The organism is Pelomonas dachongensis (assembly GCF_043555865.1).
Classification (GTDB): Bacteria; Pseudomonadota; Gammaproteobacteria; order Burkholderiales; family Burkholderiaceae_C; genus Pelomonas; species Pelomonas dachongensis.
The window spans coordinates 495,959-511,716 of sequence record NZ_JBIGHY010000002.1 but is presented as its reverse complement, the minus strand read 5'-3'; the positions used below and the strand labels follow the sequence as shown (position 1 = coordinate 511,716).

The 15,758-nt window shown below is 68.0% G+C and carries 9 protein-coding genes; 4 read left to right on the top strand and 5 right to left on the bottom strand.

The features are described from left to right. The first annotated feature begins 23 nt into the window (after positions 1-23). From ACG02S_RS06935 to ACG02S_RS06920, 4 genes are all read left to right on the top strand, one after another. On the top strand, positions 24-2,525 hold the full coding sequence (locus ACG02S_RS06935; RefSeq protein WP_394469710.1) for a glycoside hydrolase family 2 protein: 2,502 nt from the start codon (positions 24-26) through the stop codon (positions 2,523-2,525). A 275-nt stretch (positions 2,526-2,800) separates the two neighbouring features. After that, positions 2,801-5,812, top strand: coding sequence for a TonB-dependent receptor (locus ACG02S_RS06930; protein WP_394470149.1), 3,012 nt, complete (start codon positions 2,801-2,803; stop codon positions 5,810-5,812). Positions 5,813-5,908: 96 nt separating this feature from the next. Then, the gene (locus tag ACG02S_RS06925) at positions 5,909-7,465 is read left to right on the top strand and encodes a tryptophan halogenase family protein (RefSeq protein WP_394469709.1); all 1,557 of its coding nucleotides are present in this window, start codon (positions 5,909-5,911) and stop codon (positions 7,463-7,465) included. Then, complete coding sequence (locus tag ACG02S_RS06920; RefSeq protein ID WP_394469708.1) at positions 7,462-8,997, top strand: tryptophan halogenase family protein; 1,536 nt, start codon at positions 7,462-7,464, stop codon at positions 8,995-8,997. The genes ACG02S_RS06925 and ACG02S_RS06920 overlap by 4 nt, the downstream gene beginning before the upstream one ends. Before the next feature lie 12 nt (positions 8,998-9,009). Here the strand turns inward: ACG02S_RS06920 and ACG02S_RS06915 are convergent, their stop codons facing one another. From ACG02S_RS06915 to ACG02S_RS06895, 5 genes are all read right to left on the bottom strand, one after another. Further along, positions 9,010-10,362: a porin gene (locus tag ACG02S_RS06915; protein WP_394469707.1), complete on the bottom strand. Its 1,353-nt coding sequence runs from the start codon at positions 10,360-10,362 to the stop codon at positions 9,010-9,012. Positions 10,363-10,388: 26 nt separating this feature from the next. Then, entirely contained in the window at positions 10,389-10,535 is a 147-nt protein-coding gene (locus ACG02S_RS06910; protein WP_394469706.1) for a hypothetical protein, read from the bottom strand. A 42-nt stretch (positions 10,536-10,577) separates the two neighbouring features. After that, positions 10,578-11,384, bottom strand: a complete 807-nt coding sequence (locus ACG02S_RS06905; protein ID WP_394469705.1) for an oxidoreductase — start codon at positions 11,382-11,384, stop codon at positions 10,578-10,580. 108 nt (positions 11,385-11,492) lie between these two features. Further along, entirely contained in the window at positions 11,493-14,606 is a 3,114-nt protein-coding gene (locus ACG02S_RS06900; protein WP_394469704.1) for an efflux RND transporter permease subunit, read from the bottom strand. After that, entirely contained in the window at positions 14,603-15,706 is a 1,104-nt protein-coding gene (locus tag ACG02S_RS06895) for an efflux RND transporter periplasmic adaptor subunit (protein WP_394469703.1), read from the bottom strand. Before ACG02S_RS06895 ends, ACG02S_RS06900 begins: the two co-directional genes overlap by 4 nt. Positions 15,707-15,758 lie beyond the last annotated feature (52 nt).

Sequence of the window (15,758 nt, the reverse complement as noted above, 5' to 3'; positions counted from 1 at the left end):
TTTTGGTCGCGACACCTCCTTCCGTGATTCCTGAACGACTGATCGACCTTCATGACGGCTGGCAATTGGCCGAAGCGCCGGACGGCGCCGATGCCGCCGCGCTGGCCGCGATTCCGGCTGCGGACTGGTTGCCGGCTGCCGTGCCGGGCTCGGCGCACGGCGCGCTGCTGGTGGCTGGCCGTGTGCCGGACCCGTTCTATGGCCGCAACGAAGCGCAGCTGCGCTGGGTCGGAGAGCGCACGTGGGCGTGGCGCCTGGACTTCGACGTCACCGGCGAGCTGGCGCCGCGAGAGCAACTGGTATTCGAAGGTCTGGACACGTACTGCGCCGTCTGGCTGAACGGTGAGCTGCTGCTGCAGTCCGACAACATGTTCGTGCCCCACCGTGTGGACGTGCGCGACCGCCTGCGGCCTGGCCGCAACCAGTTGCTGCTGCGCTTCGACCCCGCGCTGGCACGGGCCCGCGAAGTGGAGGCGGTGCATGGCAAGCGCCAGCTGTGGAACGGTGACAGTGCCCGGCTGCATGTGCGCAAGGCGCAGTACCACTTCGGCTGGGACTGGGGCCCGGAGCTGATCGTCAGCGGCCCGTGGCGGCCGGTGCGGCGCTGCAGCGGCGCCGCGCGCATCGCCGACCTGCACTGCCAGGCGGATGTGGATGTGGCCGCGCGCCGCGCCACGCTGCGGATGCTGGCCCAGATCGAAGGCGAAGGCGCGCAACTGCAGGTCGAGTTGCTGGATGCCCAAGGCCGCAGCGTCGCGGTGCAGACCGTGCCTGCCGCCGTTCCGCAGGTCACGCTGGACGTGGTCGACGCGCAGCTGTGGTGGCCGCGCGGCCTGGGCGCACAACCGCTGTACACGCTGGTGGCGCGCGTGCTGGATGGCGACCGGGTGCTGGCCGAGCAACGCCGCCGCATCGGACTGCGCACGCTGCGGCTGCTGCAGCAGCCGGTGCAGGGCGAGGCGGGCAGCAGCTTCCATTTCGAGGTGAACGGCCAGGAACTGTTCGCCGGTGGCGCCAACTGGATTCCGGACGACAGCCTGCTGGAGCGCATCACGCCGGCGCGTTACCGCGAGCGCGTGGCGCAGGCCGCCGACGCGAACATGAACATGCTGCGCGTGTGGGGGGGCGGCATCTACGAGCACGACGCCTTCTATGAGGCCTGCGACGAGCTTGGCGTGCTGGTCTGGCAGGACTTCATGTTCGCCTGCGGCCTGTATCCGGCCAACGAGGCCTTCCAGGCCAGCGTGCGCGCCGAGGCCGAGGCCGCCGTGAAGCGGCTGCGCCACCACGCCTGCCTGGCGCTCTGGTGCGGAAACAACGAGGATTACATGGTGGCCGAGTCGGTCGGGCTGGCCGGCCCCGGCATCCCCGCCGACCGCTACGAGGCGCGGGTGCTCTACGAGCGTCTGCTGCCCGAGGTCTGCGCCGCGCTGGACCCCGACCGCGTCTACTGGCCCGGCAGCCCGTTTACCCCAGGGGCCGATGCCAAGTCGTCCGACGTGACCGTGGGCGACCGCCACAGCTGGGAGGTCTGGCACCAGCAGATGCTGCCCTACCAGCGCTACGGCGAGGTGCAGGCGCGCTTCGTCAGCGAGTTCGGCATGCAGTCGCATCCGTCACTGGCGTTGTTCGAGTCGGTGCTGCCTGAGGTGGAGCGCTTCCCCGAGAGCCAGACAGTGCAGTGGCACAACAAGGCCGGTTCCGGCAACCCGGATGGGCATCGGCGCCTGGCCGTGTACCTGGCCGACAACCTGCGCGTGGGCGCCACGCTGGCGGACCACATCTACGCGACGCAGTTCGTGCAGGCCGAGGCCATGCGCGTGGCCTACCAGGACTTCCGCCGCCGCTGGCAGCATCCCGGCGCCCGGGCCGTGGGCGGGGCGCTGGTGTGGCAGCTCAACGATTGCTGGCCCGTGACGAGCTGGGCGCTGATCGACTCGGCCGGCGTGATGAAGCCGGCCTGGCATGCCGTGCGCCGGGCGCTGGCGCCGCTGGCCGCGGCCGTGCGGCTGGAGGCCGGGCAGGCACGGCTCGCCGTCATGAATGGCACGACGCAGGCACGGGCGCTGCGGCTGCAGCTGCGTGTCTTTGCGCTCGACGGCAGGCTGCTGGCCGAGGCGGACACGCCGCAGCAGGTGGCGGCGTCGAGCAGCGTGGAGACGACGTTGGTGCTGCCCGAGCGAGACGAACCCGTGGTGGCCGAGCTGCTGGCGCTCGATGCCGCCAGCGGCCACGAGCTGGCGCGCGACTGCGCCTGGACCGAGCCTTACAAGTTCTACCGGCTGGGCGGCGCACGCATCGACGTGCAACGCGACGGCCCGACGCTGCTGATCGCTGCCGACCGGCCGGTCAAGGGCCTGTGGCTGCAGGGCGCCGGTGCCGGTGCGGGCATTGACGACAACTTCATCGATCTCGTTCCCGGGGCGCCGCGGCGTGTCGGGCTGACGGGACGCGTGCCCGCAATGGTGACGGCCGTGGCGCTGGACCACCCCGTCACGAGCGTGGTACTGGACAGGGGAGGATGACCGCAGGGTGATGCGGGCAAGCCCTGTAGTTACTAGTCCCGATTGGATTCGGTGTACTGGTTGGTACCGTTAACAAATGGCTGCGGGCCGAGTCCGCCGCCATGAACTGAGGCCCCTGAGGGCCCGAAGATTCCCACCAAAGAGGAGCAACAAGGATGAGACAAGCTTTCAAACAGACAACCTTGTCATCGGCGGTCGCGCAGGCCTTGATGGTCTTGACGCTGCCGGCAATGGCGCAAACCGCGGAACCCCCAAAGTCCCAGCAATTGGAGACGGTGGTCGTTTCGGGCCAGCGGGCAGCGCTGCAGTCCGCGCAGAAGCTGAAACAGGACTCCGACGAGATCGTCGACTCCATCGTCGCGGACGACATCGGCAAGTTGCCGGACCGTTCCGTGTCTGAGGTGCTGCAGCGCATCGTCGGCGTGACGATGGACCGCGTGATGGCACGTGGCGACCCGATGCGTTTCTCCGTAGAGGGCTCGGGCGTCATCATCCGCGGTCTGACCTATGTGTCGTCGCAGCTCAACGGCCGTGAGAGCTTTTCCGCCAACGGCGGCCGGGGCCTGAGCTTCGAGGACGTGCCACCCGAACTGATGGCCGGCGTGGACGTTTACAAGAACCCGTCCGCGGAGCAGATCGAAGGCGCCATTGGCGGCCTCGTCAATCTGCGCACCGCGTTGCCCTTCGACTACAACGGCTTCAAGGGCGGCCTGGGCGTGTCGCTCACGAAGAACGTGCTGCGCGACAACCAGAAGCCGACCGTCTCGGGCCTGCTGTCCAACACCTGGAACACGGACATCGGCAAGGTCGGCCTGTTGGTCCACGTGGCGAATTCCAAGAGCTCGACCCGCACCGATGGCATGGCGGTCGATCCCTACTTCCGGGAGGTGGCTCGTTGGAACCGGCAGGACGACACCAACAACGCCTACTACCTTCCCACCGCTGAAAACCATTGGTTCCCCAAGGCAATGGGCTGGCAAACGCTCGCCTTTGACCGCACGCGCCAAGGGACGTACGTGGCAGGCCAGTGGAAGAAAGACAACCTGCAGGCGTCGGCGACCTTTTTCCGCTCCAAGTACGACTTCTACTGGGATGAAAGCTCCATCGCCAGCCAGGCGGACCCGTACTCGTCGGTGGTGTCCAACGCCACGTGGGGCAGCAACGGTGCACTGCTGACAGGCACCCTCACCGATCCCCAGAAGGGCGGCATTCCCTTCAACGCCAACACGCGCTTCTCGAAGAGCAATTCGGACACGAAGGAATCGACGTTCAACCTGGTGTGGACGCCGAGTGCCAACTGGCGGATCGCCAACGACTTCCAGTTCATCGAGTCCCGCAGCGGCAACATCGACTCGACGGTGGCGACCGGCATCAACATGCCCAAGCAGACCTTGGACATGACCGGCGATTTGCCACGCCTGGTGCTGGATGCGCAGGACATGGCGTACCTGGCCGACCCGTCCAAGTACTACTGGGCGTTCACGATGGAGAGGCTGTCGCAGAGCAAAGCCACGCAAAAGGCCTGGAAGGGGGACGTCAAGTACAACTTTGACCACCCCGTGCTCCATGACGTGCGCTTCGGCCTGCGCTTCACCGATCGCGACGTGACCAACAAGGTGCCTCGCTGGTACAACTGGCAGGCTGTATCGCAGACGTGGCAATCCGCCGAATTCGACCAGGGCGCGATTGGCCAGAATTGGGACTGGCACCCCATCAAGAGCCTGGCCTACCTGTCGCGCTTCGGGGGTCAGACGCAGGTCAAGCCGTTCAACAACTTCATGAACGGCAAGAACAGCGTCGCGTCGCTGGTACTCCCGACGATGGCGGTGGCTGCGAACTACCCCGACTCCTACTCGGAACTGCACAGCTACTACACCACGCTGTGCGAGGAATACAAGGCCGAGAAGATCGCGAATGGCGGCAATCCCACCAACAGCTGCAACCCCGCGTTCACCCCGCCCGTGCCCGGTGCCGCCCCGCGTGACAACATGCAGCACGAAACCACCAAGACGGCCTATGCGCAGCTGCGTTTCGGGTTCGACGAGTGGAACGTGCCTGTCGATGGCAACGTGGGTCTTCGCGTCGTCAACACCAAGTACGACTCGTCGGGCTACCAGTCGCTGAACTATCAGGCGACCGATGCGGTGACCGGGCCGTTGATCGGCGGCCCGATTCCCGTGTTCACCAGCTACCAGAGGCCGATCGAGGTCGACAACAGCTACACCGACGTGCTGCCCAGCCTGAACTTGCGCTGGAAGTTGAACGACAAGATGCAGTTGCGGTTTGCGTACGCGAAGGCCGTCGCGCGTCCTGACCTCAGTGCGCTGCAGCCGAGCCTGATCCTGGATGCGGGTAGCGCCACCGTCCGGACGATCGTGGATCGCACGGTCACGCCGGAAGTGCGAACCAACTACGTGGACGACCTCCGCAACCGCGGCCAAGCCTTGGGCAACCCGAAGTTGAAGCCGGTCAAGTCCGACCAGTTTGACGTCTCTGCCGAGTGGTACATCGACAAGGCCAGTTCGATCACGATGGCGGTTTTCAACAAGCGACTCAAGGACGTGATCGTCAATCAGGTGGGCATCCTGACGGCGGCGGACAACGCTGGCACGGTGCATGACTTCGCCTACTCGACGCAAGTGAACGGCTCCAAGGGCTGGGCGCGCGGCGTGGAGCTGGCTGTGCAGCACTACTTCAACGGGCTGCCGGGCTTGCTCCAGGGCTTGGGTGTGCAAGCCAACGCGACCTACGTGGACAGCAAGCAGAAGCGCTACAACGCGGTCGGCGGCAACCTGTGGTGCAGCAGCGCCGCTGACGGCCGTAACCTGAACCTGTTCGTCAACGGTTGCGACACCAACGGCCAGTCCTACGGCGACCACCCGCTGCCCAACCTGTCGCGCAAGGCTTTCAACCTGGCTGTTCTGTACGACCACGGTCCGATCTCGGCGCGCGTGGCGTACTCGTGGCGCGGCAAGTTCCACAACGGTGTCGCGTTCCCGGACAACACCGGGCCGAACCAGACCAACGGCCTGAATGCCAATCCGGACAGCCCGCAGTACGGACGCAACAACATGCCGCTGGGCCTGCCGATCTGGACGGATGACTTCGGTCAGCTGGACATGGGCGTGCAGTACAAGTTCAACAACAACCTGACGTTCGCGTTCGAAGGCCAGAACCTGACCGACGCGGTCTACAAGCAGATGATGCAGCAGCACATCGGCTTCACAGGCCGGAGTTGGTTCGTTTCGGGTCCGCGCTACTCGCTGTCGGCACGTCTGAACTTCTGATCGAAACCGGGTTTTCCCGGCTCCCGAAGGGCCTGGCGCTGTGGTGCCAGGCCTTTCTTTTAAGTTAGCGTCGTGGCCGACAACGAAAGAGCTCCCATGGAGAAACAACGCACGCCGGACGGCGGGCCGCTGCGCCGCATCGTCATCGTCGGCGGCGGCACGGCCGGCTGGATGACGGCCGCGCCGCTGGGCCAGCTGATGGCGCGCGTGGACCCCAAGGCGCGCTGCGAGATCGTGCTGATCGAGTCGCCTGACATTGGCACCGTGGGCGTGGGCGAGGCCACGCTGCCCACCATCCGCTTCTACAATCGCACGCTCGACCTCGACAACGCGGAGTTCATCCGCAAGACCCAGGCGACCTTCAAACTGGGCATCGAGTTCAAGGACTGGGGCCACCTCGGCAACCGCTTCTTCCATGGCTTCGGCGAGTTCGGGCCGGCCATCCAGAACCGCTCGTCGGTGATGCACTGGCTGCGTCTGCGCAGCATGGGTGGCATGGACAGCCACGAGCACTGGTCCACCGCGACCGTGATGGCGCTGCGCAATCGCTTCGTGCCGCCGGACGGCGATGCGCCGTCGGCGGCGAACGCCTACTCCTACGCCTTCCATTTCGACGCCGGCCTGTATGCCGCCTACCTGCGCGACTACGCGATGGCACGCGGCGTGAGTCGCGAGGAGGGCACCATCGTCGACGTGTCGGTGCGCCCGGGCGACGGCTTCGTCACCGCCGTCACGCTGGACGACGGCCGGCGCATCGAGGGCGACCTGTTCATCGACTGCTCGGGCTTCCGTGCGCTGCTGATCGAGGGTGTCTGCAAGGCCGGCTACCACGACTGGACGCATTGGCTGCCCTGCGACAGCGCGCAGGCCGTGCCATGTGACAAGACGGCGCCGCTGACGCCCTACACGACCTCCACCGCCCGCAGCGCCGGCTGGCAGTGGCGCATCCCGTTGCAGCACCGCACGGGCAACGGCCATGTCTACTGCAGCGGCTACACCAGCGACGACGAGGCCGGCCGCGTGCTGCTGCAGAACCTGGACGGCCCCGCGCTGGGCGAGCCGCGCCAGCTTCGCTTCAAGACCGGCATGCGCCGCAAGACCTGGGACCGTAACGTCGTCGCCATTGGCCTGTCGTCTGGTTTCGTGGAACCGCTGGAGTCGACCAGCATCCAGCTCATCATGGACGGCGTAGGCCGACTCATTGAGCTGTTCCCCGACAAGCGCTGCGACCGTCACCTGGCGAACGAATACAACCGCCGCATGGCGCAGCAGTACGAGTCCATCCGCGACTTCATCGTGCTGCACTACAAGCTGACGGCTCGCGACGACAGCGAGTTCTGGCGCTACTGCTCGGGCATGTCCATCCCGGACACGTTGAACCACCAGATCGAGCTGTTCCGCCGAAGCGGCCGGGTGACGATCCTGGACCCCGACGGCTTTGCCGAGCCTTCGTGGGTGTCGCTGCTGCTGGGCCTGGATTGCTGGCCACAGCGCCTGGACCCGCTGCTGCAACAGGTGGATGAGCGGGCGCTGCGCACCCACTTCGAGCGTTTGCGCCAGGCCATCTCGCAGACCGTGGACGGCATGCCCGACCACGGCGCCTTCATCGACCGGTACGTGCGTGCCGAACCCCTGCAGAGAGCCCGGCCATGAGCAGCGATCAAGCCATTCGCCGCATCGTCATCGTCGGCGGCGGTTCTGCTGGCTGGATGACGGCCGCGCCGCTGAGCCAGTTGTTCGGCACGCTGCCTGGCGGCGAGGCCAACCCGGTGGCACGCGAGGTCGTGCTGATCGAGTCGCCTGACATCGGCACGGTGGGCGTGGGCGAGGCCACGCTGCCCAGCATCCGCTACTACAACGACGCGCTGGGCATCGACAACGCCGACTTCATGCGCAAGACGCAGGCGAGTTTCAAGCTGGGCATCGAGTTCAAGGACTGGGGCTACGTCGGCAACCGCTTCTTTCACGGCTTCGGCGGCTTCGGGCCGGCCATCCTGAACCGGTCATCCGTGGCGCACTGGCTGCGGCTGCAGCGCCAGGGCGGCATGCCGAGCTACGAGCAGTGGTCCGCCGCCACCGTGATGGCGCGCCGCAACCGCTTTGCGGTGCCCGATGCGGGCGCCGCGTCCGCGGCCAATGCGTACTCCTACGCGTTCCATTTCGACGCCGGCCTGTATGCCAACTACCTGCGCGACTACGCGATGACACGCGGCGTGAAACGCGAGGAGGGCACCATCGTCGATGTGTCGGTGCGCCCCGGCGACGGCTTCGTCACCGCCGTGACGCTGGCCGATGGGCGGCGCATCGAGGGCGACCTGTTCATCGACTGCTCGGGCTTCCGGGGGCTGCTGATCGAGGGCGTATGCAAGGCCGGCTACCACGACTGGACGCATTGGCTGCCCTGCGACAGCGCGCAGGCCGTGCCATGTGACAAGACGGCGCCGCTGACGCCGTACACGACCTCCACCGCTCACAGCGCCGGCTGGCAGTGGCGCATCCCGTTGCAGCACCGCACCGGCAACGGCCATGTCTACTGCAGCAGCTACATCAGCGACGACGAGGCCGGCCGCATGCTGCTGAGCAACCTGGACCGCGCCGCGCAGGATCAGCCACGCCAGCTGCGCTTCAAGACCGGCATGCGGCGTCGCATCTGGGAGCGCAACGTCGTCTCCATCGGCCTGGCCTCGGGCTTCCTGGAGCCGCTGGAGTCCACCAGCCTGTCGCTGGTCATCCACGGCGTCAGCGCGCTGGTGGAACTGTTCCCCGACCGCGCCTGCGAGCCCCACCTGGTGGACGAGTACAACCGCCGGATGCGGCAGCAGTACGAGTCCATCCGCGACTTCATCATCCTGCACTACAAGCAGACCTCGCGCGACGACAGCGAGTTCTGGCGGTACTGCCGCTCCATGTCCATCCCGGACACGCTGGCCCACCAGATGGACGTCTTCCGCCGCAACGGTCGCGTCACCATCCTGGACCGCGACAGCTTCGGCGAGGACTCGTGGTGGTCGCTGTTCCTGGGGCTGGGCATGCAGCCCGACAGCGTGGACCCGTTGCTGGCTCAGGTGGACGAGGCCACGCTGCGCGAGCACTTCAAGCGGTTGCACATGGCCGTCTCGCGAACGGTGGACGGCATGCCGGACCATGCGGCCTATCTGCAGCGCCTGATCGCGGCACGGGGCTGAGGCCCCGGGGGCTCAGAAGCTGTGCCGGATGCCCAGCGCCAGGATGCTGGATCGGCCGTCCGGCGAGATACCCACGCCGTTGAATGCCGGCGTCTCGCGCAGGCCCAGCGCGGCCAGGATGGCGTCGGGACCGCCCGCCACCGGGATGGGCCGGGGGCCGCTCGCCGTCACGCCGACGATGGGCAGCACGCGGCCCTGCTGGTCCTCGGCCACGGCCAGGCGCGAATACAGCACGGTGCGTTTGGACAGCGCGTAGTCCACGCCCAGCATCAGCCCCAGGTTCTTGCCGCGCGTGAAGTTGGTGAAGCGGCTTTCGCCGGCCTCGCCGATCCAGACCAGGTTGCCGACCGGCAGCCGCGCGCCGATGACCACCGTCTGCAGCTTCGGATCGAACCCCCCGGCGCTAGGCAACTGCAATGGCGGCTGGCCGGGCAGGTTCAACGCGTTGCCATCGAAGTAGCGACCGACGTGCGCCATGGCGTGCAGCGACGGCCCCTCGACCGACAGCGAGTACTTCGCGCTCAGCGCAAAGCCCCAGTAGCGGTCCAGCTCGAAGACCGAGCCGCCCTGCGACAGCACCGGCACGCCGAACTCGTTGTAGTGGACACCGGCGCTGGCGCTGAATGTCGGCGAGGTGTAGGCCAGGAACAGGCCGCCGGACCGCCCGCGCTTGCCGCCGGATTCCGTGCTGCTTGCCTCGGCGCCGGCATTGGCGGCGCCCAGCATCGACCCGGTGGCTGCCGTGGCGGCGCTCCCCCGGGCCGGGCTGACGACACGCGCGACGCCGGCGTTGGGGCTGTAGGCCAAGGCCGCCGCGAAACCACCGCTGCGCACCCAGTAGCTGATCTGGTTGTCCTGCCTGATCTGCAGCGTGTTGGTGACCAGGCCGGCGGTGAACAGGTCGGTGCCGCCCAGGGCATCAGCCGTGTTGGTAGCGAAGGTGTAGAAGATGGGCGCGTACTGCCGGCCCAGGCGCACCTCGCCGGCCGGCGTTGTCAGGTAGACCATGGCCTGCTTGCCGAAGAAGCGGCCGTCCTGCGACAGCGTGCCGTCGTCGCTGCCCGGCTGCGACTCCAGCACGAAGCCGGCCGCATAGCCGCCGCCCAGGTCCTCGCGCCCCTTCAAGCCCAGCGTGTTGGTTCGCGACAGGCTCTGCGTGACACGCGTGCGCGTGCCCGCGCTGCCGGGCGGGAAGATCAATGCCGCCGAGGCGCCCGTGGGTGTGCCGGCGCTACCGGTCCGCTTGTGGGTGGTGTCGACGGCGGTGTCGAGGTTGCCATAGACGGTCAACGTGGTTTGCGCGCCGGCCGAGAAGGCGCAGCCGGCGAGCGTGGCCGCGATGCCGGCGCGGGGATGAAACTTCATGCGTGTCTCCTCGATGGTCGTGGGCTTCAGGAGGCCTGTTCGCAACCCGGCGGCGTGTAGCTCAGCTCGCGCTGCACGTTCGGCGCGTCGCAGGACTTCTTGTCGACGGGGGCCGCGCAGGCGGCCAGCGCGGCGAGCAGGGCGAAGAGAGAAATGCGAAGGTAGGTGTTCACGTATGCACTCCTTGGATGAGCCCCGCAGGGCGTTGGACGAGATCAGTTCAGGCCGAGCGACTTGCGCAGGCTCTTGTCGACGGGGCCGGCCGGCATGAAGCGGCGCAGCTTGGCCAGCAGCGAGGCCTGGCCGCGCGGCGTGCGCCGCATGCGCCAGGGCCCCAGTGCGGCCTCGACGACGGTGTCGGCCACCCGCGACGGCTCGTCGCCGCGGCTGACATTGGCGGACACGGCGCGCACCACGACCTCGCGCTCGCGGTCATAGGCACCGATGGGCGCGGCGGCCAGCGGCGAGTTGGCTTCGAGGTTCGTGCGCGTGTAGAACGGTTGGACCAGCGTGACGCGAATGCCGAAGCCGCGCACCTCGTGGTCCAGGCTTTCGGAAAGGCCCTCCACCGCGTGCTTGGACGCGGCGTAGAGCCCCATGTAGGGCGCCGGCAGGAAGCCCAGCACGGAGCTGATGTTGACGATGCGGCCTTGCGCCTGAGTGCGCATCTGCGGCAGCACGGCCTGTGTGACGCGCAACACGCCCAGCACGTTGGTGTCGAACAGCCCGGCGGCCTCGGCTAGCGAGGTCTCTTCCACCGCGCCGACGAGGTTGAAGCCGGCGTTGTTGACGAGCACGTCGATGCGGCCCGCGCGGCCGATGACCTGGGCCACGCCGGCACGCACCGAGGCCTCGTCGCGCACGTCCATCGCGACGAGTTCGAGGCCCGGCACCGGTAGGGCCTTTTGCAGGTTGCGCACGGTGCCGAACACGCGGCAGCCCTGCGCGGCGAAGCGCTGGGCGGTGACCAGGCCGATGCCGGACGACACGCCGGTGACGAGGACGACGGGGGATGAGGACATGGGATCTCCTGGGTGAGTGGGCAAATCGACGCGAAGCGCGGCCCCCGCGTGCGGCAGCACGCGGGGCGCTTTATCAAGCGGTTAGGGCGGTGAGTGCAGAAAGAGCGGTCAGCCAGTGACCGCGGGGGCGGGGCTGGCCGGCTGCGGGCCGGCCACCGCGCTTTCTCCGCCGGGGCGGATGCGGAACCAGATCGCGTACATCGCTGGCAGGAACACCAGCGTCAGCACCGTGCCCGCCAGCGTGCCGCCGATCAGCGTGTAGGCCAGCGTGCCCCAGAACACCGACTGCGTCAGCGGCATGAAGGCGAAGATGGCCGCCAGCGCCGTCAGGATGACCGGTCGCGCGCGCTGCACGGTGGCCTCGACCACCGCCTGGAACGGCGGCAGACCGGCCTGCTCGTTGTGGTGGATCTGCCCGATCAGGATCAGCGTGTTGCGCATCAGGATGCCCGACAGCGCGATCAGTCCCACCAGCGCGTTGATGCCGAAGGGCTGGGCGAACAGCAGCAGCGTGGGCACCACGCCGATCAGGCCCAGCGGGCTGGTCAGGAACACCATCACCATGGCCGACAGCGAACGCACCTGCAGCACCAGGATCAGCAGAGTGGCCGCCAGCATGATCGGGAAGATGGGCAGCATCGCAACCGTCGCCTTGCCTGACTCCTCGATGGAGCCGGCCTCGTCGATGCGGTAGCCGGCGGGCAGCTGATCGATGAAGGGCTGCAGCTGCCGCGTGATGGCGGTGGAGACGTCGGGCGGCTGCAGGTCTTCGGCAATGTCGCCGCGCACGGTGATCGTCGGCATGCGGTCGCGCCGCCGCATGACGGGTTCTTCCATGTGCACCTCCACCTCGCCCACCTGCGACAGCGGGATGCGCTCGCCGTGGGCGCCGGCCAGCGTGAAGTCGCCGATGCGGGCGGGGTCCAGCCTCTGCTTGCCGGCGGAGCGCGCGACGACTTGGACGGTGCGGATGTCCTCCCGCACCATCGTGACCGGCACGCCGCTGAGCAGGAACTGCAGCTGCTGCGCCACCGCGCTGGACGTCAGCCCCAGCGCCTGCAGTCGGTCCTGCTGCAGCGTGAAGTGCAGCACGGGCGTGCGCGTGCCCCAGTCGGTGTTGACCGTGCGCATCAAGGGGCTGGCGGCCATCACCCGTTCGACGTCCGCGGCGATCTCGCGCAGCACCTCGGGGTCGGGTCCCGAGACGCGGTAGGCCACGGGGAAGGGCGAGTAGGGGCCGAACACCAGCTGCGTGACGCGCAGCCGCGCCTCGGGGGCGAGGCCGTCGGCGATGGCCTGGCGCAGGCGGTGCTTCAGCGCTTCGCGCTCGTCCTGGCTGTCGGTGCGCACGACGATCTTGGCGAACGACGGGTCGGGCAGCTCGGGCGACATCGAGAAGTAAAAGCGCGGCGCCCCTTGGCCCACGTATGCGGTGACGATGCGCGCCTCGGCCTGCTTAGCCAGCCAGGCCTCCACCTTGGCGGCGGCGGCGCTGGTCTGCGTGATAGCGGTGCCGTAGGGCATCTGCACTTCCACCAGCACCTCGGGCCGGTCTGAGATCGGGAAGAACTGCTTCTTCACCACCGCCATGCCCAGTACCGACAACACGAACAGCGCGACCACCGAAGCCGCCACGCCCCACTTGCGGGCGATGACGCGGCCCAGAAGCTGGCGGAAACGGTTGTAGCGCGGCGTGTCGTAGATCGCCTCGTGGCCACCTTCGATCTTCTTGAAGTCGGGCAGCAGCTTGACGCCCAGGTACGGCGTGAACACCACGGCCACCACCCAAGACGCGATCAGCGCGATGCCGACGATCCAGAACATGTTGCTGGTGTACTCGCCGGCCGTGGAGCGGGCGAAGCCGTTGGGCATGAAGCCCACCGCGGTGACCAGCGTGCCCGACAGCATGGGCGCCGCCGTGTGGCTCCACGCATAGGCCGAGGCCGCGAGGCGGCTGTAGCCTTCCTCCATCTTCACCACCATCATCTCGATGGCGATGATGGCGTCGTCCACCAGCAGGCCCAACGCCAGGATCAGCGAGCCCAGCGTGATGCGGTCGAAGTTCTTGCCCGTGGCCAGCATGACGACGAACACCGCCGCCAGCGTCAGCGGCACAGCGGCCGCCACGACGACGCCCACGCGCCAGCCCATGCTGACGAAGCACACCACCAGCACCACCAGCAGCGCGGCGAAGAACTTCATCATGAACTCGTCCACCGACGAGGCGATGTTGACGGCCTGGTCGGTCACCTTGGTGAGGCTGATGCCCGTCGGCAACTCGGCGTTGATGCCTTTCACCTCGCCGTCCAGCGCCTTGCCAAGGTCAAGGCCGTTCCAGCCGTCACGCATGACGATGCCCAGCAGCAGCGCCGGCTCGCCGCCGTTGCGGATCAGCAGCGTCGCCGGGTCTTCGTGGCCGCGTTTGACCGTCGCGATGTCCGACAGCTTCAGCGTGCGGCCCTGCGCCACCACCGGCGTGTCGCGGATTTTCTGCAACTGGTCGAAGGCGCCCTGCACGCGGACGAACACCTCGGGGCCGCGCGTCTCGATGGAGCCGGCCGGCGTCAGTGCGTTCTGGCCGTTCAGCGCGGCGAACACATCCTGCGGGCCCAGGCCCAGCGTGGCCAGCCGCTCGTGGGAGAACTCCACGAAGATGCGCTCCGGCTGCTCGCCGACGATGTTGACCTTTTTGACGCCCGGCACGTGCAGCAGGCGCTGGCGCAGCTGTTCGGCATCGCGCACCAGCAGGCGCTGGGCCTCCCCCTTGGCCTTCAACGCGAACAGCGCGAAGGTCACGTCCGAGTACTCGTCGTTGACGAACGGCCCGATGACGCCGGGCGGTAGGTGGCTGACCTCGTCGCTGATCTTCTTGCGGGCCTGGTAGAACTCGTCCTGCACCTCGGCCGGCGGCGTCTTGTCCAGCAGCGTCAGCGTCGTGAACGCCAGACCGGGGCGCGTGTAGGTCTCGCTGCGGTCGTACCAGCGCAGCTCTTGCAGGCGTTTCTCGATCTTCTCGGCGACCTGGTCCTGCATCTGCTGCGCGGTGGCGCCGGGCCAGGCGGTGACGATGGTCATCACCTTGATCGTGAAGGAAGGGTCCTCGGCGCGGCCCAGCTTGAAGAAGGCCATCAGCCCGGCCAGCGAGATCAGCACCAGCAGGAAGACGGTAATGGCGCGTTCGCGCACCGCGAGCGCCGACAGGTTGAAGCGCCCCTCGCTCACGGCCGGCTCCCTGCGGCGGCGTTCGCCATCACGCGCACCGGCTGGCCGTCGCGCAGCAGATGCGCGCCCAGCGCCACCACCTGCTCGCCACGCTGGATCTGCCCCGTCACCTGCGCGCGGTCGTCATCGATGCGCTGGACGACCACCGGCCGCCACGACACCTTCCCCGGCGACCCGGCGACGGCCCACAAGCCCGCGCCCTTGCCGGTGTCCAGCACCGCCGTGATGGGCACCTGCAGCGCCCGCGTGGCTGCTGCCCCGTCCGCCAGCCGCACGGTGACCGTGGCGCCCAGCGCTGCTTGGGCCAGTTCACCGTCCAGCAGATAGCGCGCCTCGAAGGTGCGGGTCAGGCGGTCGGCGGTGCTGGACAGCTGCCTCAGCTTCGCGCCGGCGACGATGTCCTCCCTGCCGAACAGCTGGGCCTCGGCCCGCGAGCCTATGGCCGGGCGCAGCGTCTCGGGCAGCTGCACGACGGCCTCGCGCGGCCCGGCGTGCGCGAGGCGCACGACCGGCTGGCCTGCAGCCACCACCTGGCCCGGCTCGGCCAGCGTGTCGGTGACCACGCCATCGGCATCGGCAACCAGTTCCGCGTAGCGGCTGGCATTGCCGGCCACGCTGGCCTGCGCTTGAGCGGCGGCAAGCTGGGCCTTGGCGGCATCGGCCGCCGCCTTGACCTGGTCGTAGGCGGCCGAGGAGATGGCGCCGGTGCCGCGCAGGTCGCGGTAGCGCAGCTCATCGTCCGCCGTCTGCTGCGCGCGCGCCCGGGCTGCGGCGACCGCCTCGTGCTGGGCTTCGGCGGCCAGCTTCAGGTCCACGGGGTCGATGCGCATCAGCGGCTGGCCGCGCTTGACCTTCTGGCCGGCGTCCACCAGGCGTTGCAGGACCTTGCCCGGCACCCTGAAGCCCAGATCGCTCTGCACCCGTGCCGCCACCGTGCCGGTGAAGGCGCGCGAGGCGCTTGCGGCGTCTTCGACGGCTGCGGTGCGCACCAGCGGCGGCAGCGTGCGCGGGTCGTCAGTCTTGGTGGACTGGCCGCAAGCGGCCAGGGCCAGTGGCAGCGTGCAGATGACGGCTGAAAAGAGGGGGCGGCGCCGGCGCATGAAGGTCCCTTGGATAACGAATCAGGACCTTCATTTTTATTCGAGTGACCAA